14 protein-coding genes are annotated in these 17,284 nt (G+C 73.1%); 5 read left to right on the top strand and 9 right to left on the bottom strand.

The genetic code is table 11. The features are described from left to right. Nucleotides 1-72: 72 nt before the first annotated feature. Entirely contained in the window at nucleotides 73-2,175 is a 2,103-nt protein-coding gene (recG, locus tag PKE85_RS12285; protein WP_271205050.1) for an ATP-dependent DNA helicase RecG, read from the top strand. 24 nt (nucleotides 2,176-2,199) lie between these two features. On the opposite strand, the gene PKE85_RS12280 is transcribed toward recG, so the two are convergent. The 3 genes from PKE85_RS12280 to PKE85_RS12270 form a co-directional block, all read right to left on the bottom strand. Continuing rightward, the gene (locus PKE85_RS12280; protein ID WP_271205049.1) at nucleotides 2,200-5,163 is read right to left on the bottom strand and encodes a bifunctional [glutamine synthetase] adenylyltransferase/[glutamine synthetase]-adenylyl-L-tyrosine phosphorylase; all 2,964 of its coding nucleotides are present in this window, start codon (nucleotides 5,161-5,163) and stop codon (nucleotides 2,200-2,202) included. Nucleotides 5,164-5,234: 71 nt separating this feature from the next. After that, nucleotides 5,235-5,762 carry a hypothetical protein gene (locus PKE85_RS12275; protein WP_271205048.1) on the bottom strand — a complete coding sequence of 176 codons (528 nt, stop codon included), beginning with the start codon at nucleotides 5,760-5,762 and terminating at the stop codon, nucleotides 5,235-5,237. Between the two features lie 104 nt (nucleotides 5,763-5,866). Next, nucleotides 5,867-6,775, bottom strand: a complete 909-nt coding sequence (locus tag PKE85_RS12270; RefSeq protein WP_271205047.1) for an NAD(P)-dependent oxidoreductase — start codon at nucleotides 6,773-6,775, stop codon at nucleotides 5,867-5,869. A gap of 157 nt (nucleotides 6,776-6,932) precedes the next feature. On the opposite strand from PKE85_RS12270, the gene bglX reads away from it, so the two are divergent. Continuing rightward, nucleotides 6,933-9,149 carry a beta-glucosidase BglX gene (gene bglX, locus PKE85_RS12265; RefSeq protein WP_271205046.1) on the top strand — a complete coding sequence of 739 codons (2,217 nt, stop codon included), beginning with the start codon at nucleotides 6,933-6,935 and terminating at the stop codon, nucleotides 9,147-9,149. A 96-nt stretch (nucleotides 9,150-9,245) separates the two neighbouring features. On the opposite strand, the gene PKE85_RS12260 is transcribed toward bglX, so the two are convergent. The 3 genes from PKE85_RS12260 to PKE85_RS12250 all read right to left on the bottom strand — a co-directional run bounded on the left by PKE85_RS12260 (nucleotide 9,246) and on the right by PKE85_RS12250 (nucleotide 11,211). Continuing rightward, the gene (locus PKE85_RS12260; protein ID WP_271205045.1) at nucleotides 9,246-9,590 is read right to left on the bottom strand and encodes a hypothetical protein; all 345 of its coding nucleotides are present in this window, start codon (nucleotides 9,588-9,590) and stop codon (nucleotides 9,246-9,248) included. After that, nucleotides 9,587-10,273: a hypothetical protein gene (locus tag PKE85_RS12255; RefSeq protein WP_271205044.1), complete on the bottom strand. Its 687-nt coding sequence runs from the start codon at nucleotides 10,271-10,273 to the stop codon at nucleotides 9,587-9,589. The genes PKE85_RS12260 and PKE85_RS12255 overlap by 4 nt, the downstream gene beginning before the upstream one ends. A 194-nt stretch (nucleotides 10,274-10,467) precedes the next feature. Continuing rightward, nucleotides 10,468-11,211 (bottom strand): DUF502 domain-containing protein, encoded by a 744-nt coding sequence (locus tag PKE85_RS12250; RefSeq protein ID WP_271205043.1) that lies wholly within the window; start codon nucleotides 11,209-11,211, stop codon nucleotides 10,468-10,470. Between the two features lie 86 nt (nucleotides 11,212-11,297). Here PKE85_RS12250 and PKE85_RS12245 point away from each other — a divergent pair, with 86 nt between their 5' ends. After that, nucleotides 11,298-11,729: a YbaN family protein gene (locus tag PKE85_RS12245; RefSeq protein WP_271205042.1), complete on the top strand. Its 432-nt coding sequence runs from the start codon at nucleotides 11,298-11,300 to the stop codon at nucleotides 11,727-11,729. Here the strand turns inward: PKE85_RS12245 and miaA are convergent. Beyond that, nucleotides 11,693-12,670 carry a tRNA (adenosine(37)-N6)-dimethylallyltransferase MiaA gene (gene miaA / locus PKE85_RS12240; RefSeq protein WP_271205041.1) on the bottom strand — a complete coding sequence of 326 codons (978 nt, stop codon included), beginning with the start codon at nucleotides 12,668-12,670 and terminating at the stop codon, nucleotides 11,693-11,695. The genes PKE85_RS12245 and miaA overlap by 37 nt on opposite strands. Nucleotides 12,671-12,769: 99 nt before the next feature. Between miaA and serB the strand changes: the two genes are divergently transcribed. Both serB and PKE85_RS12230 read left to right on the top strand, forming a co-directional pair. Further along, nucleotides 12,770-13,672: a phosphoserine phosphatase SerB gene (serB, locus tag PKE85_RS12235; protein WP_271205040.1), complete on the top strand. Its 903-nt coding sequence runs from the start codon at nucleotides 12,770-12,772 to the stop codon at nucleotides 13,670-13,672. A gap of 168 nt (nucleotides 13,673-13,840) precedes the next feature. Next, a complete protein-coding gene (locus PKE85_RS12230; protein WP_271205039.1) occupies nucleotides 13,841-14,497 on the top strand; it encodes a PAS domain-containing protein in 657 nt (218 codons plus the stop codon). 16 nt (nucleotides 14,498-14,513) lie between these two features. On the opposite strand, the gene PKE85_RS12225 is transcribed toward PKE85_RS12230, so the two are convergent. Together PKE85_RS12225 and PKE85_RS12220 are read right to left on the bottom strand one after the other, a co-directional pair. Then, on the bottom strand, nucleotides 14,514-15,470 hold the full coding sequence (locus PKE85_RS12225; protein ID WP_271205038.1) for a ChuX/HutX family heme-like substrate-binding protein: 957 nt from the start codon (nucleotides 15,468-15,470) through the stop codon (nucleotides 14,514-14,516). Between the two features lie 37 nt (nucleotides 15,471-15,507). Continuing rightward, nucleotides 15,508-17,277 (bottom strand): sulfite reductase subunit alpha, encoded by a 1,770-nt coding sequence (locus tag PKE85_RS12220; protein WP_271205037.1) that lies wholly within the window; start codon nucleotides 17,275-17,277, stop codon nucleotides 15,508-15,510. Between the last annotated feature and the right edge of the window lie 7 nt (nucleotides 17,278-17,284).

Raw genomic sequence — 17,284 nt, 5'->3', positions numbered from 1 at the left:
TTTCCACGACGCGGGGCCGTCGCGCGCATCCAGCCTCTTGCCTCCGGGCGGCGCGGCGCCTCCATTAGCGCCATGCGCGACTCCCGCCTCGATCCCCTGTTCGCGGAAGCGACCGCCCTGCCCGGCGTCGGCCCCAAGGTCGCGAAGGCGCTGACGCGCCTGCTCGGCGCGCCCCCCGGCGGCGACGTCCCGCGGGTGATCGACGTGCTGTTCCATGCGCCGACCGGCGGCGTGGACCGGCGCACGCGCTCGACCATCGCCGACATGCGCCCCGGCGAGACCACGCTGGTGGAGGCGGTGGTGGAGCGCCACCAGCCGCCGCGCAGCCCGCGCGCGCCCTACCGGGTGGTGGTGGCGGACGGCACCGGCGCCATGACGCTGGTGTTCTTCCGCGCCAAGGCGCCTCTCCTCGAGCATCTGCTGCCCGTGGGCGCCACCCGCTGGATCGCCGGCGCGCCCGAGATGTTCGACGGCATGCCGCAGATGGTCCATCCCGCCCATGTGCTCGACGCGGACGGGCTCGCCCGGCTGCCGCCGGTGGAGCCGACCTATCCGCTGGTGGAAGGGCTGACGCACAACCTGATCAGCCGCCTCGCCCGCGCGGCGCTGGAGCGGCTGCCCGCCCTGCCCGAATGGCTGGACGGCGCCTTCCTCGCCCAGCGCGGCTTCGCGGGCTTCGCCGCCAGCCTCAACGCCCTGCACCGGCCGGCCCGGCCGGAGGAGCTTGCGCCCGAAGGCCCGGCTCTGACCCGCCTCGCCTACGACGAGCTGTTCGCGAACCAGCTCGCGCTGCAGCTGGTGCGCGCCCACATGAAGCGCGCCAGGGGCCGCGCCAGCGTCGGCGACGACCGGGTGACGCGCGCCGTGCTCGCCGCGCTGCCGTTCCAGCTCACGGGCGCGCAGGAGCGGGCGCTAGACGCCATCCGCGCCGACCTCGCCGCCGACGCCCGCATGCTGCGGCTGCTGCAGGGCGACGTGGGCTCGGGCAAGACGGTGGTGGCGCTGCTGGCCGCCGCGGTGGTGATCGAAGCCGGGCGGCAGGCCGCGCTGATGGCGCCGACCGAAATCCTCGCCCGCCAGCATCTCGCCACGCTGGAGCCGCTGGCGGAGAAGGCGGGCGTGCGGCTCGGCCTGCTTACGGGGCGCGAGAAGGGCCGCGAGCGCGCCGCCGTGCTGGAGCGCCTCGCGGCCGGCCAGATCGACCTGCTGATCGGCACCCACGCGCTGTTCCAGGACGACGTGGCCTTCCGGGATCTGGCGCTCGCGGTGATGGACGAGCAGCACAAGTTCGGCGTGCGGCAGCGGCTGGCGCTGGCCGCCAAGGGCGCCGCCGTGGACGTGCTGGTGATGACCGCGACGCCCATTCCCCGAACGCTGGCGCTCACCGCCTTTGGCGACATGGACCAGTCCGCGCTCGACGAGAAGCCGCCGGGCCGCACGCCCATCGACACCCGGCTCGTCAGCCTCGACCGGCTGGAGGAGACGATCGCCGCCATCGGCCGGGCGATCGACGCCGGCGCGCGGGTCTACTGGGTCTGCCCGCTGGTGGAGCAGTCGGAGACGCTGGACGTGGCGGCGGCGCAGGACCGTTTCGCCGAGCTGTCTGACGCCTTCCCCGGACGCGTCGGGCTGGTGCACGGCAAGATGAAGGCGGCGGAAAAGGACTCCGCCGTCGCGGCCTTCGTGGAGGGCCGCTCCTCCATTCTGGTCGCGACCACCGTGATCGAGGTGGGCGTCAACGTGCCCGAAGCCACCATCATGGTGATAGAGCACGCCGAGCGCTTCGGCCTCGCGCAGCTGCACCAGCTTCGCGGCCGGGTCGGGCGCGGCGCGGAACGCTCCACCTGCCTGCTGCTGTGGAAGGGGCCGCTGGGCGAGACCGCGAAGGCGCGGCTCGAGACCCTGCGCGACACCGACGACGGCTTCGTCATCGCCGAGAAGGATCTTGAGCTGCGCGGCGAGGGCGAGGTGCTGGGCGCGCGCCAGAGTGGCATGGCCGTGTTCCGCTTCGCCCGCATGGAGGTCCATGGCGAGCTGGCGCGCATCGCCCATCAGGACGCGGGGCTGATCCTCGCCACCGACCCCAACCTCGCCGGCGAACGGGGCGAGGCCCTGCGGCTGCTGCTCCACCTGTTCGAGCGCGACGCCGCCGTGCGCCTGCTGCGGGCGGGGTGACGGCGGCGCGCACGCGCCCGGCGGTCAGGCGGCCTTGCCGGCCTCCGCCTTCAGCCGCGCGATCACGCGCCTGAAGGCGGCGCGGGCGGCCTTCTGGACGTCGGACAGCTCCGCCTCCAGCACCTTGAAATCGGGCGCGTTGGCCGTGCGGGCCAGAAGCTGCTTCAGACCCGCCGGCGCGTCCTGCGGGGCGAAGGTCTTGCCGACGGCGAGCCTGATGGCCTGCGTCAGATCGAGCTGCAGCTTGGCCGCGGCCTCCAGCGGTTCGAAATCGTCGGCGGGCAGCAGCTCCGCCTGCTTCAGCCGCGACAGGGCCGGCAGCACGGAGGTGTGCAGGATCTCCGGCCGCGCCGCGGCGTAAGCGAGCTGCAGCGCCTGAACCACGAACTCCACGTCCACCACGCCGCCCGGCGCGTGTTTCAGGTTCCAGACCCCGCCCGCGCCCTTTTCCCGGTCCAGCAGCGCGCGCATGGCGGCGACGTCCTTCGCCACCTTCGCGGGATCGCGCCTGGCCTGCAGCACGGCGCCGAGCGCCCGGCCCACCCGGCGGCGGAACGCCTTCGGGCCGGCGATCACCCGGGCGCGGGTCAGCGCCATGTGCTCCCAGGTCTCGGCCTCCTCCGCCTGATAGGTTTCGAAGGCCCGCAGCCGGGTCGCCAGCGGCCCGGCGCGGCCCGAAGGGCGCAGCCGCACGTCCGCCTCGTAGAGCACGCCCTCGCTGGTGGGCGCCGACAGCGCCGAGACCAGCCGCTGGGTCAGCCGGGCGTAGTACTGGCTGGGCGCGATCGGCCGGCGGCCGTCGCTCTCCTGCACGTCGTCGGGATGCTCGTAGAGCAGGATCAGGTCGAGGTCGGAGGCGGCGGTCATCTCCTCGCCGCCGAGCTTGCCGAGCGCCACCACCGCCGCGGCCCCGCCGGGCACTTCGCCATGGGCGGCGCGCAGCTCCGCCGTCACCGCCTCGAACAGCGCCGTCACCAGCACGTCGGCGATGCGGGCGAAGGCGGCGCCCGCCTCCGCGGTCTCCGCGGTGCCGCTCGCGATCCGGAGCGCGATCAGCGTGTTGAGCTCCTGCCCCACGATGCGGGCGCGGTCGAGCGTGTCCTCGTAGGAGCGGGCGTCGCCCAGCGCATGCGCCACCCGCTCCTCGATCTCGCGCCGGTCGGGCAGATGGCCGAAGAAGGCCGGGTCCAGCAGCGCGTCCAGCACCCGGGGACGGCGCGCCAGCGTCTCGCCGAGGCGCGGCGCGGCGCCCAGCACGTCGGCGAGCAGCGCGAGGATCTGCGGGTTGGCCCGGATCAGCGCCAGCAGCGCCACGCCCGCCTGGGTGCGCTCCAGCACCTTGTCGAAGGCGAACAGCGCCTCGTCCGGCCGGCCGGAGCCGGCGAAGGCGGCGAGCAGCGCCGGCCCGAGCTCGGTCAGCAGCTCCCGCGCCCGCGCGGTGCGCATGGAGGCGTAGCGGCCGTGATGCCAGCCGCGCACCATGGCCGACACCGACGACGGCTCGCGATAGCCGAGCGCGGCGATGGTCTTCAGCGTCTCCGGGTCGTCCTGCTCGCCGGTGAACACCAGATTGCCCACCTCCGCCGCAAGCGGCGGCGCGTCCTCGAACAGATGGGCGTAATGGGCCTGCACCAGCCGCAGGCGGCGGGTCAGCGCCTCGCCGAAGGTTCCGGCGCCGTCGAACCCCGCGAAGCGGGCGAAGGCCTCCATTTCCTCGGCGCTCTCGGGCAGCGAATGGGTCTGCTCGTCGTTGCGCATCTGCAGCCGGTGCTCGGCGCCGCGCAGGAAGGCGTAGGCCTCGGTCAGCTCGTCGCGGGCCTGCGCCGTGATCCAGCCCGCCTCCACCAGATGGTTCAGCCCCTCCACGGTCTTGCGCACCCGCAAGGCCGGATCGCGGCCGCCGGCCACGAGCTGCTGCGTCTGCACGAAGAACTCGATCTCGCGGATGCCGCCCCGGCCGAGCTTGAGATTGTGGCCGGCGACCGCGATCTCGCCGTGGCCCTTGTGGGCGTGGATCTGCCGCTTCATGGCGTGGATGTCGGAGATGGCCGCATGGTCCAGCGACCGGCGCCAGATGAAGGGGCGCAGCTCGCTCAGGAACGCCTCGCCCGCCGTGACGTCGCCCGCCACCACGCGCGCCTTGATCATGGCGGCGCGCTCCCAGTTCTGGCCCACCGTCTCATAGTAGATCATGGCCGCGTCGCGGGAGAGCGCGACCGGCGTCGCGCCGGGGTCGGGGCGAAGGCGCAGGTCGACGCGGGCCACATAGCCCTCCGCGGTGCGCTCCTGCAGCAGCTTGGTGAGAGTCTGGGTCACGCGCACGAAGGCGGCGGTGGATTCGGCCGGATCGGCCACCGGCGCCGTCTGCCCGTCGTAGAAGCAGACCAGGTCCACGTCGGACGAATAGTTCAGCTCGCCGGCGCCGAGCTTGCCCATGCCCAGCACGAAGAAGCCGGAGCCGGCCTCCGGATCGGCGGGGTCGGGCAGCCGCAGCCTGCCGGCGTCATGGGCCTCGCGCAGAGCGAAGCGGGTCGCGGCGCGGATCGCGGCGTCGGCGAAGGCGGAGAGCGCGGCGGTGGCCTGAAACGCATCCCACACGCCGCCCAGATCCGCCAGCGCCACCAGCAGCGCCGCCTCCGCCCGGCCGCGCCGGAGAACGGACGCGAGCTTCGCCCGGTCGCCCTCCCGCGACGCCGCCGCCAGCCGGGCGAGAACATCGCCGAGCGCCGCGTCCGGATCGTCGGAGAGAAGCCGCGCCGCGCGGGCCGGATCGCGCTCGATCAGCCCCCACAGGAAGGGCGAGCCCTCCGCCACGCGGGAAAGCAGACCGCGCGCGGGCGCCAGCGCGGCGAGGTCGGGCGCCTCGGCGAGCAGCGCGTCGAGGCGTGGCAACGGGCGCGCGGGCTCCGCCGCCAGCCGTGCGGCGAGCGCCTGCGGGTGGAGCGGCGCGGGGTCCGTCTTGAGCGCGGACAGGTCGCGTGCGGTCATGGGTTCGGTCCTCCCAAGGCCGCTTGTAGAGGGCCGGACCGCCGCGACCAAGGTTGCGAAAGGATGAGCCCTCAGCCGGCCCGGTTGTCCTTGCGCGCCTGCGCCGCCTTGGTGCGCTGGGACACTCGGCCGACGGTGGCCGGATGCACCCGCGTCTTGCGGCGCTCGCTGGTCACGGGGCGCATGCCCTTGTCCGCGGTCGGGTCGTTCTCGGGCCGACGGGCCTTGCTCGCCTGACGCTTCAGATTGAGCGCCTTGCGGGCGGCGCTCTGCAGGTCTTCGCGGGCCTTCAGCTCGTGGCGGCGGGAGATCTCGCCGTTCAGCCGCTTGATCGCCGCGCCGAACACCGCCTTGCGCCGGGCGGTCTTGCCCGCCTCGCCCGGAAAGCTGCCGCCGCGCGCCTCGGCCGAACCCTTGGACTGGCGGCGCAGCTGGCGGTGGAACGTGCGCTCCTTGCCCTGCGCCTCGCGCAACCGCTTGTTCAGGTCGATCAGCTCCTGAAAGCCGATGTCGTAGGCCTTCGGGAAATGGGACTGGGCGACGAGGTCGAACTCGTCCTTGGAGAGAACCGCGCGCTCGCTCTTGGCGGACTGGGACATGGGCGTCGTCTCCTCAACGGTTTGTTGCTGTTGAGACGGACATCTGGCGCAAGCGGCGGGGACGGCGACCCCCGTCCCCGGTCACGCTTTCGCAGGGGCCGCCGTTATCCGGGAAGCCGGTCCGGCCCCGGCGCGAGGCGCTTGCCCGTGCGCGCCTCCAGCTCCAGCAGCAGGGCGGAGTGGTCGTATTCGGCGCCGCCCATGGCGCCGATCAGCTCCGCATAGCGGGCGCGCACGTTCTCGGACAGGGGCAGCGCGGCGCCGCTCTCGGCGGCCGCGGCGAGCGCCGTGTCCAGATCCTTGAGCTGCACCCGCGACGGCGCGCCGGGCAGGAAATCACGCTCCACCATGCGCAGGCCGTGCTCCGCCAGCACCCGGCTCTCCGCGAAGCCGCCCCGGATGGCCTCGCGCACCGCGGCCGGGTCCGCGCCGCCCGCCGCGGCGAGCAGCAGCGCCTCCGACACCGCGCCGATGGTGACGCCGACGATGACCTGGTTGGCGAGCTTGGCGAGCTGGCCCGAACCGCTGGGGCCGACCCGGAGCGCCCGGCCGAGCGGCGCGAACACCGGCGCGAGACCCGCGATGGTCTCCTCCGCCCCGCCGGCCATGATGGCGAGCGTTCCCGCCGCCGCGCCGCGCGTGCCGCCGGAGACCGGCGCGTCCACATGGGCCGCGCCCAGCGCCTGAAGCCGCAAGGCGTGCTCCCGCGCGGCGGCGGGCGGGATGGAGCTCATGTCCAGCACGACCGCGCCGGGCCTCAGGCCCTCCGCCGCGCCGTCGGGCCCGAACAGCACGGCGCCGACCGCCTCGCCGTTCTCCAGCATGGTGAGGACCACGTCCGCCTCGCGCGCGGCGTCGCGGGGCGCGTCGGCCACCGTCGCGCCGGCCTCGATCAGGGCCTCGGCCTTGGCGCGGGTGCGGTTCCACGCCGTCACCGCGAAGCCGGCCCCCAGCAGCCGCCGCGCCATGGGCGCGCCCATCAGGCCGGTTCCGAGCACGGCGATGCGGGTCATGGCGGGCTCCTTGAAAAGGACGGGAGGTCACGGGCCCGCGGTTATGGGCGGGCGCGGCCGGGACCACAAGCCGGGCGCCCGGAGGGGGTTTCCAAGCGCGGCGTTCGCGGCGAGAGTGCCGCCGCCTCGAAACCGGAACAGGAGCGCGAACCGCCCCATGCCCGTCACTCCCCGTCCGCTCGCCGCGCTGGTCGCCCTCGGCCTCGTCGCCGCCCCCGCCCCGGTCTTCGCCGCCGAGCGGCGTGAACGGGTGGAGACGCTGATCTCGGAGATGACGCTGGAGGAAAAGGCCGGACAGCTCAACTTCGTCTCCATCGTGCCGGTGCTGGAGCCGGCCTATGAGGACGTGACCCGCCGCATCGCGGAGGGCTCGGTCGGCGCCCTGTTCAACGTCTACGGCGCGGAGCAGACCCGGACCCTGCAGGAGATCGCGGTCACGAAGACCCGGCTCAAGATCCCCATGATCCTCGCCATGGACGTGATCCACGGCTACCGAACCGTGTTCCCGACCCCGCTGGCCCAGGCCGCGAGCTGGGACATGGCGGCGATCGAGAACGCCGAGCGGGTGGCGACGGTGGAGTCGACCGCCGCCGGCGTGAACATGATCTTCACCCCCATGCTGGACGTGGCGCGCGATCCGCGCTGGGGCCGCGTGGTGGAAGGCGCCGGCGAAAGCCCGTGGCTCGGCGCCCGCATCGGCGAGGCGCGGGTGCGCGGCATCCAGGGCGCGGACCTGAAAAAGCCGGACAACGCCGCTTCCTGCGTCAAGCATTTCGGCGCCAACGGCGCGGTGGAGGGCGGGCGCGACTACTCGGCTCAGGACCTCTCGCCCCGCGCGCTGAAAGCCGCCTACCTGCCGCCGTTCGAGGCCGCGTCCCGCGCCGGCGTGCGCTGCTTCATGGCCGCCTTCAACGCCACCGACGGCCGGCCCACCATCACCAACCGCCATCTGCTCACTGACGTGCTGCGCGGCGAATGGGGCTTCACCGGCGTCGTCACCAGCGACTTCCAGGCCATCAAGGAGCTGCCCGAGCACGGCACCGCCGCCGACCTCGAGGATTCCGCCCGGCAGGCGCTCACCGCCGGCGCCGACCTCGACATGGAGTCCCGGGCCTATGTGAAGGAGATCCCGAAGCTGGTGCAGGCGGGCAAACTCGACGTGGCGGTGGTGGACGAGGCCGTGCGCCGGGTGCTGACGCTGAAGGACGATCTCGGCCTGTTCGAAGACCCCTATCGCGGGACGACCCCGGACCGCGAGAAGCGCGAGATCTTCACCGACGCCCAGAAGGCGGCGGCGCAGGACATGGCGGAGAAGTCGTTCGTTCTGCTCAAGAACGACGGCGTTCTCCCCTTCGGCCCGGACGTGAAGCGCGTGGCGCTGATCGGCCCGCTCGGCGACGCGCGCGCCGACGCGCTCGGCCCCTGGGCCGCCCGCGGCGAGCCGAATGAGACCGTCACGCTGAAGGAGGGCCTGGAGCGCCGCCTCGGCGAGGGCGGGGAGGTGCTCGCCACCCATGGCGGGGCGGTGGAGGATTCCACCGACGAGGAGATCGCCGCCGCGGTCGAGACCGCGCGCCGGTCGCAGGCCGTGGTGCTGGCGGTGGGCGAGCGCTTCAACCAGTCCGGCGAGAGCGCCGCGCGCTCGGAGCTCGGCCTGCCCGGCCATCAGGAAAAGCTGGTGCGCGCGGTGCTCGCCGCCGGCAAGCCCACCGTGGTGGTGGTGTTCGCCGGCCGCCCGCTGGCGCTGAGCTCGCTTGCGGAGCGGGCGCCCGCGATCCTCTACGCCTGGCAGCCGGGCACCATGGGCGGCCCCGCGCTCGCCCGCGTGCTGATGGGCGACGTGGACCCGAAGGGCCGCCTGCCCATGAGCTTCCCGCGCTCGGTGGGGCAGATCCCGATCCATCACGACGCGCTGCCCACGGGCCGCCCGGCGGAGACGCCGACCAAGCCCTTCACCACCGGCTATGGCGATTCGACCTACGCGGCGCTCTACCCGTTCGGCTATGGGCTGACCTACACCTCCTTCACCTTCGGCCCGCCGAAGCTCGACCGCGAGCGCCTGGCCAAGGGCGAAAGCGCCACCGTGTCGATCTCCGTGCGCAACAACGGCCGTCGCGACGGCGAGGCGGTGGCGCAGCTCTATCTGCGCCCGAGGGTCGCCGAGGTGTCCCAGCCCCTGCGCGCCCTGCGCGGCTTCGCCCGGGTGGCGCTGAAGGCCGGCGAGACGAAGACGGTGGAGCTGCCGGTCACGGAGGCGGATTTCAGCTACTGGAAGAGCGCGACCGAGTTCGGCGCCAGCCCGGGCCCGATCGACGTCATGACCGGCCCCGACGCCGCCAACGTCCAGACCACGACGCTGACCTACGCGCCGTAAGCCCTCAGGCCTCGGAGGCCGTCAGGTCCCGTGACCCGGCGGCCTGTCCGGGGAACGGCGCGCCGGGGCGCCCACGTCATGCAAACCGGGACCGCTTCACGGAAAGCATTTGATCTCGGCCTCGGCCTGGGCGCGGCGCATGTTGGCGACGATGTCCCGGAACATCCCCGTGTTGCGGAACACCTCCGAGGACTGGCCGGCGATCTTGTTCATGCGCAGGATCGTCTCGGCCTCCTCATACTCCTTGTAGGGCAGGATCTCGGCGATGGTGTCGATGGAGCAGGCGCAGTGCTCCAGCGCCTGCCGGGTCTGCCCGTTCGCGGCCATGCAGCCGATGATGTAGTCGGCCTTGTCGACCGTGGAGTAGTCGTCGCCGACGCCGGCGAGCGCGGGACAGGCGCCGACGCCAAGCGCCGCGACGATCAGAAGCAGCCGGCTCACTTCGCGTCCTCCCCGGAGGTCACGCCTGAAAAGGTCAGGTTCTCCACCAGCAGCGGGGTCTCCGCGCTCTTGCGCGGCGTCACCGTCACCAGGCTGTAGAGGCCGCCCGGCACCGCGTCCGAGAAGGTGAGCTCGTAGGAGCGGTCGGCGAAATCCTTCAGCTTGTCGCGCTGGGCGTCGCGGGCGAAGGGCTTCAGCGTCACCTTCCACCCGTCCACGGGCTTTCCGGCGAGCTCGAACCGCACCGGCTCCACCCGTTCGCCGGCGTTGATGGCGTCGCGCATGCGGTTGCGGATGTAATAGGGACTGCCGCCGAGCAGCTTCTGCATCTCGCGCACGTCCTGCTCCAGCACGGCGATGATCACCGGATTGCCGTCCGCCGACAGCGGCCCGTAGCTCTGGGCGCGCGCGCCGGTGAACATGGCGACGGTCGCCGCTTTCCCGCCGCCCTCCGCCGCCGTCACCACCAGCTTCACCTCGTCCTGAAACGCCGGCGCCAGCGTTTTGTCGTCCGTCTCGCGCGCGAAGCGGTAGGACAGCGTGGCGCCGGGCGCGAGCGTCTTGAGCCCGCCGCTCTCGAACACGAGCTGGACGGCGGTCGGCGCGGCGAAGGCCGCTCCGACGCCGAGAACGCTTAAGGTGACAGCGCCGGCGGCGGCCAGCCGGCGAACGAACATGGTCATAACGACGCCTTCCTCGCAAAACGGGCTTCTTGGGACGCGCGGGGCGTCCGCCCGCATCTGCGGGCGACCCTTATGAAACCATTATGCAGGCCTCGTCCGCCCACGCCAAGACGGCGCAGCCCGCGCCCTTCCGAAGGGCGCCGGACAAGCGCGCCGCGACCATGCGTGCGGGCCGCGCGGGGGTGGAAGCCGGCTCAGGCGCCCGCCGTCTCCACCTCCGGCCGCGCCGGCAGGTTGGGCGCGGGGAGCGGCGCCGCCACGGGGGCGGAGGCCGGCTGGATGATGCCCATGGACATGATCAGCTTGAACGCCTCGTCGGTGGTGACGCCCACCTCCGTGATCTTCGCGGCCTCCATCATCACCAGATAGCCGGTGGTGGGGTTCGGCGTGCAGGGCACGAACACGCAGACATGCTCGCCCTCCGGCAGGCCGGCGGCGAGAGCGCCCCGCGCCGGCTCGGTGATGAAGCACAGCGACCACAGGCCCGGCCCCGGCCACTCGATCACGCCCACGCGGCGGAAGCTGGTGCCGTCCTGCTTGAACACGGTCTCGAAGATCTGCTTCACGCCCTTGTAGAGGCTGCGCACGATCGGCATCCGGTTCAGAACCTGCTCGCCGGACTGCACGATGGTGCGGCCGACGAGATTGGCGGCCAGGAAGCCGAGGATGGTGAGGCCGATGAAGGCCGCCAGCACGCCGAAGCCGGGCACCGCCACCGGCAGGTAGCTGTCCGGGTTCCAGGCCGGCGGAATGAGCGGCTTCACCCAGCCGTCGATCAGCCCGATCAGCCACAGCGTGAGCCAGATGGTGATCGCGACCGGCCCCGCCACCACGAGGCCGGTGAGGAAGTAGGTGCGGATGCGCGCCGAGGCGCTGGGTTTGGGGGCGGGCTGGGGCTGGCCGAGGGAGCCGAGCGTGGAGTCGAACTGATCCGTCATCGCGCGGGCGGCGCTCCATGGCAGCGGGCCGGCTTGCCGCAAACCTTTTCGCGGCGCACAACCCGACCATAGCATGTGGAGCGACGATGCGGCGAAACGAGGGAGACGGAACCGGGCCGACCGATGAAACCGGCGAAACGCGCCCCGGCCGGTTCGCCCGCGCGCTCTGGCTCGCCGCCGGCCTCGCGGCGCTCGGGCTCGGGATCGTCGGCGTCATCCTGCCGGTGATGCCCGGCACCGTGTTCCTGATCCTCGCCGCCGCCTGCTTCGCCCGCGGCTCGCCGCGGCTGGAGCGCTGGCTGCTCGCGCATCCGACGCTCGGCCCCGCGGTGGCGGCGTGGCGGCGGGACGGCGTGATCCCGCCCCGCGCCAAGCTGTTCGCCTTCGCCGGCATGGCCGCCTCGATCGTGATCGTGGCGCTGTCCGACGCGCCGCCGGTGGCGCTTGCCGCAACCGTCGCGCTGGTGGCGGCCGGCGCGCTCTACGTGGGCACGCGCCCGTCGCGGCCGAAGGGCTGAGCCGCCGGGACGTCGAGCCCCCGCCGGCCGATCTCCGCCAGCGCCAGCGCCTCGGCGTCCTCCGGCGCCACGTGAAGCCAGTCCGGCATCCGGTTCCGGAACCAGGTGGACTGCCGCTTGGCGTATTGCCGCGTGCCGATGCGCGCCCGCTCCAGCGCCGCCTCGCGGGACAGGTCGCCGCGGGCGTAGGCCGAAAACGCCGCGACGCCGATCGCCTTCAGCACCGGCTGGTCGGGGGCGAGGCCGCGCCGCTCCAGCGCCACCGCCTCCTCCGCCGCGCCGGACGCGAGCATCGTCTCCAGCCGGCGGACGATGCGGGCGTCGAGAGCCGCCCGGTCCGGGGCGAGCGCGATGCGCAGCGCGCGGGAGGCGTCCAGTTTTCCCCTGGCGGGCGCCTTGCGCCAGTGGGCCAGCGAGCGGCCCGTGCTCTCAATCACCTCCAGCGCCCGCATCAGCCGCTGGGGGTCCGACGGCCGGAGCTCCGCCGCCATCACGGGATCGCGCCGGGCGAGCTCCGCATGAAGGTCGGTCTCCGGCCCGGCGCCCCGCCAGCGGGCGCGGATCGCCGGGTCCACCTCCGGCACGGTGGAAAGCCCCTTGAGCAGCGAATCGAAATAGAGCCCCGTGCCGCCGACGATCACCGGCAGGCCGCGCGCGCCGGCGAGCAGCGGCTCCACGTCGTCCAGCCAGCGGCTGACCGCATAGGGCGCCGCGCCGTCCACATGGCCGTAGAGGGCGTGCGGCGCGGCGGCGAGATCGACTGCAGGCGGCCGCGCGGTGAGCACGTCGAGGTCGGCGTAGACCTGCAGCGCGTCGGCGTTCGTCACCACCCCGCCGAAGCGCCGCGCCAGCGCCAGCGCCAGCGCCGATTTCCCCGAGGCGGTGGGCCCGGCGATCAGGATGGCGGCGATGGGCGCCTCGCCTTCGGCGCGCTCGGTCATAGTTTCGGTCCGTCCGTTCGTTCGCGCTTCTGTCGCGCGCCCGCCCGTTATAGACGGGAGCGCGCCGCGCGGGAGCGGCCCTCGCCGATGGAGTGTCCCATGCCGCCCGTGCTCGCCGCCGTGCTGATCGCCAACCCGCTGGAGCCGGCGGTGGACTCCGCGCTGGTCATGACGGCGGCCCAGGCGGTGATCGGGGCCGAGGTGCGCATGCTCCACGGCGGCGTCGCGGCCGAATTCCTCGTCAGCGGCGAGACCGACCCTCAGGCCCTGCGCCGCCGGCTGCAGAGCGCCATCGGCCGCGCGCCGGTGGACGTGGCCGTGCTGCCGGCGGAGGGCCGCCGCAAGCGCCTGCTGCTGGCGGACATGGATTCGACCCTGATCGCCCAGGAATGCATCGACGAGCTGGCGGACGCGGTCGGCCTCAAGCCGCAGGTGGCCGAAATCACCGAGCGGGCCATGCGCGGCGAGATCGCGTTCGAGCCGGCGCTGAAGGAGCGCGCGGCGCTGCTGAAGGGCCTGCCGGCCGCCGAGACCATCGCCAAGGTGCTCGACGAACGCATCACCCTCACCCCAGGCGGCCAGACGCTGGTCGCCACCATGCGCGCCAACGGCGCCCGCGCCGCGCTGGTCTCGGGCGGCTTCACCGCGTTCGCCGACGACATCGGCCGCCGGCTCGGCTTCGACGAGGCGCGCGCCAACACGCTGGAGATCGACGGGGCCGGCCTGCTCACCGGCCTCGTCTCCGAGCCGATTCTGGGCCGCGAGGCCAAGCTCGCGGCGCTGAAGGAGCTGGCGGACGCGCAGGGCCTCGCGCTTGAGGACACGCTGGCGGTGGGCGACGGCGCCAACGACCTCGCCATGGTGCAGGCGGCGGGCCTCGGCGTCGCCTTCCACGCTAAGCCGGCGGTGGCCTCCGCAGCCCAGGTCCGCATCGACCACGGCGACCTGACCGCCCTGCTCTACCTGCAGGGCTACGCGGAGCAGGATCTGGTCGAGGGCTGAAAGCCGGTTTGAAACGCCAGCACGCTTCGGCGACGTCCGGGCGGAACGGAACCTGAGCGTATTCTTTCGGCATGCCCGGAAACGAGGCGTTAACCCTGTTCGCGGTCTGATCGGAGCGCGGCGGCGTCTCCGCGCCGCTCTCCCCTTGCGCGAAAGGGCCTTCCGCCGATGTCGTCCTCCTCCGGCGCGCCGATCGACCTCGGCGACTACGCGCTCAGCATCGGCGCGCGCATCGACGGCTTCCTCTATCGCGGGCTCAACAGCGACGACTACGCCATGGTCTGGGTCTCGAACGGCTTCGAGGCGCTGACCGGACTTGACGCCCGGCGCTTCGTCGACACCCGCGCGGCCTTCAGCGACCTGATCCACCCCGAGGACGTGGCCGCCGTGAACGCGGCGGTCGCGGAGGCGCTGGCCACGCAGGGCCGCTGGCAGATCTCCTACCGCCTGAAGACGCCCGGCGGCTGGCGCTTCGTGCACGAGACCGGCGGCGGCTGCGCGGCCGATCCGGACACCGGCGAGGTTCAGTATCTCGACGGAATCATCCTCGATTCCAGCCGCCTGACCGACCTCGCCGAGCGGCTCGATTCCGGCCGGGAATCGGTCACGCTGATGCATGCCGCGATCACGGAGATCTTCGCCACGCTGAAGACGCTGCGGCTGCTGGCGCTGAACGCCCGCATCGAGGCCGCCCGCGCCGCCGAACACGGCGCCGGCTTCAATGTGGTGGCGCAGGAGATGAGCGCGCTGTCGGCGACCGGCGAAAGCGTGATGAAGCGGATCGAGACCGAGCTTTCCCGCCTGACCGACGTGGTCAAGATCTGACGTCGACCTGCACGTCTCACACCTGCAGCGGCGGCAGGTCCTCCACCGCGCGGCGCCAGAAGCGGGCGAGGCGCGGGTCGTCGCCGGTCTCGGTGATCTGCGCCACGCACTGGAAGCCCCAGTCGTAGAACTCCACCATCAGCCCCGCGCGGCCGCGCTCGTCGTAGCGCGAGACCCAGACCTCCTCGACCTCGGCCATGTCGAGCGAGACCGAGCACTCGCCGGCGCAGAGCCGCAGCCGGTCGCCGGAGCGCCGCACGTCGTCGAACGCGCCCACATGCATCTGCGCGAAGGCTTCGTTCGGCACCACCAGCGTGACCGGCATGCGCGCCTCGGTCAGCAGGCCGAGCAGATGGACCGCGATCTCCGGGTCGATCCGCCACGCCTCGTCCCGGCCCCATCGGGGCAGCAGCGCGCGGCGGCGAAGCCCGCCGTCGCCGAACAGGCTGTCGATGTGGAAGGCGAGCCCCCGGCGGCTCCAGCCCTGGGCGTCGGGCGTCCGCGGCTCGCCGGAGGCGGCGCTCTCCGGCTCAGCCTCCTCCGGCGCGACCCAGTCCGAGGCCAGCTCGGCGAAGGCGTAGTCGTCGATCAGCGCGGACAGGAACACCTTGTGCAGCGCACCGCCCTCGGCGGTGAAGAACCGCACCGAGCACGGCGCCCGCCCGCAGGCGGCGCGCTCCACCGCCAGCGCCGCGTCGACGCTCTCAGGGCGCAGGCGCAGCGCGGCCCCGGATTTGGGCGGCGCGAACCGCCCGCCTGCGCGCGACGCCGGCGGCAGTTCGCCGATCTGCGTCATCACCGCGGCCGGGTTCGACGTGACGGCCACCAGCCCGTCCATGCCGCGCAGGTCCCGCGCGACGCGCTCGAACGAGGCCGCGATGGTGGTGGCGAAGACTCCCGGCTCCGCGAGCAGGATGTCGCGTTCGCTGAACCTGCGGTTCTGACAGCCGCCGCCGCGGCAGGGCTGGGGCATGGCGCGTCGATCCCTTGGCGCGGTTTCGGGGGGCGGTTCAGTACACGTCGCGCAGGTAGCGCTTGGCCTTGCGCAGATCGTCCACGTAATCCGCCGCCGCCTCCGGCGAACGGGCGCCGTGGACGCGGATCACGTCGTGCAGCGCGTCGTCCACGTCCTTGGCCATGCGGCTGGCGTCGCCGCAGACATAGACCGAGGCGCCGTCCTCCAACCACGCGAACAGGTCGGGGCCGTTTTCGCGCATGCGGGTCTGCACATAGATCTTCTCGGCCTGGTCGCGGGAGAAGGCGAGATCGAGCCGGGTCAGCACCCCGTCGCGGCTCATGGCGCCGAGTTCGTCTTCATAGGAGAAGTCGTGGGCGCGATGCTGGTCGCCGAAGAACAGCCAGTTGCGGCCCCTGGCGCCGGTAGCCTGCCGCTGCTGCAGGAAGGCGCGGAACGGCGCGACGCCGGTGCCCGGCCCGATCATGACCATGGGCGCGTTCGGGTCCGCCGGCGGACGGAACGCCTTGTTGGGCGACACGAACACCCCGACGCGGCCGTCCGCGTCGACGCGATCGGCGAGGAAGGTGGAGCAGACGCCGCCGTGATCGCGGTGCTCGGAGCGCCAGCGCACCGCGGCGACCGTGAGATGCACGCTGTCAGGATAGACCAGCGGGCTCGACGAGATCGAATAGGCCCGGTGCTGCAGCGGGCGCAGCAGCGCCGCGAAGCCTTCGGCGTCGAAGCCAACCGACGGGTTGATGGCGAGCAGGTCCAGCACGTCCTTGCCCCACAGGAAGGCGTCCAGAGCCTCCTTGTCGCCGTGGCGCAGCACATGGGTCAGCGCCTCGTCGCCGGCGCGGGCCTCCACCGCCGCCACCAGATCCCGCGACGGCGTGCGGATTTCGAACGCGGCCCCCAGCAGCTCGCCGAGCGGGCGGTCGTGGCCCGGAACCGGGGCGTCCGGCTTCAGGCCGAGCCGGGTCAGCAGCGCCGTGACGAGCGCCGGGTCGTTGGCGGGGACCACGCCCAGCGCGTCGCCGGCCTCGTAGGTGAGGCCGCTGTCGCCGAGCGCGAACTCCAGATGGCGGATGTCCTTGGCGGAGGCCGGAGAAGACAGCCGGCGGTTGACCGAGAGCGCCGCCGGATAGGGGTTGCGGCGGCTCCAGGCGGCCCTGGCCGCCAGCGCCGCGGCGGGCGCGGGCGCCGGCGCGGCCGCCGCGACCCCGGCGCCCTGGGGCAGCGCCGGCACGGCCTCGTCGATCCAGCTTGCCGCCGGCGTCTCGTAGTCCACGTCGCAGTCCACCCGCGCCGCGACCCGCTTGGCGCCGAGCTGCTCGAGCCGCGTGTCGATCAGCTTGCCCGCCTGGCAGAAGCCGTCATAGCCGGTGTCGCCCAACGCCAGCACCGAGAAGCTCATGTGTTCGAGCCGGGGCGCGGTCTCCGCGGACAGCGCCTTCCAGAACAGATGGGCGTTGTCGGGCATTTCGCCCTCGCCATAGGTGGAGCAGACGATCAGGACCCGCTCCGCGCCCGTGAAGCGCGCCATGTCCACGTCGTCGAGCCCGAGCACCTCGGGCGCAAGGCCCAGCGTCCGCGCCTTGGCGGCGGCGTCGTTCGCCACCGCCTCGGCGTTGCCGGTCTGGGTGCCGTAGAGCACCAGCAGCGGCGCGCCCTGCGCCTCGACCGCGGCCGAGACGGCGGCGCCGGCGACCGGCGCCGCGCTCTCCAGCAGGCGGGAGTTCAGGCCCGCGAGGAAGCCGGCGAGCCAGACGCGCTGCTCGCCGGAAAAGGGCGCGTCGTCGGGAATGTGCGGAATGGACATGGGCGTG

Origin of the sequence: Methylopila jiangsuensis (assembly GCF_027922305.1) — a bacterium.
Classification (GTDB): domain Bacteria; phylum Pseudomonadota; class Alphaproteobacteria; order Rhizobiales; family Methylopilaceae; genus Methylopila; species Methylopila jiangsuensis.
This window is presented reverse-complemented; position numbering and strand designations above follow the sequence as displayed.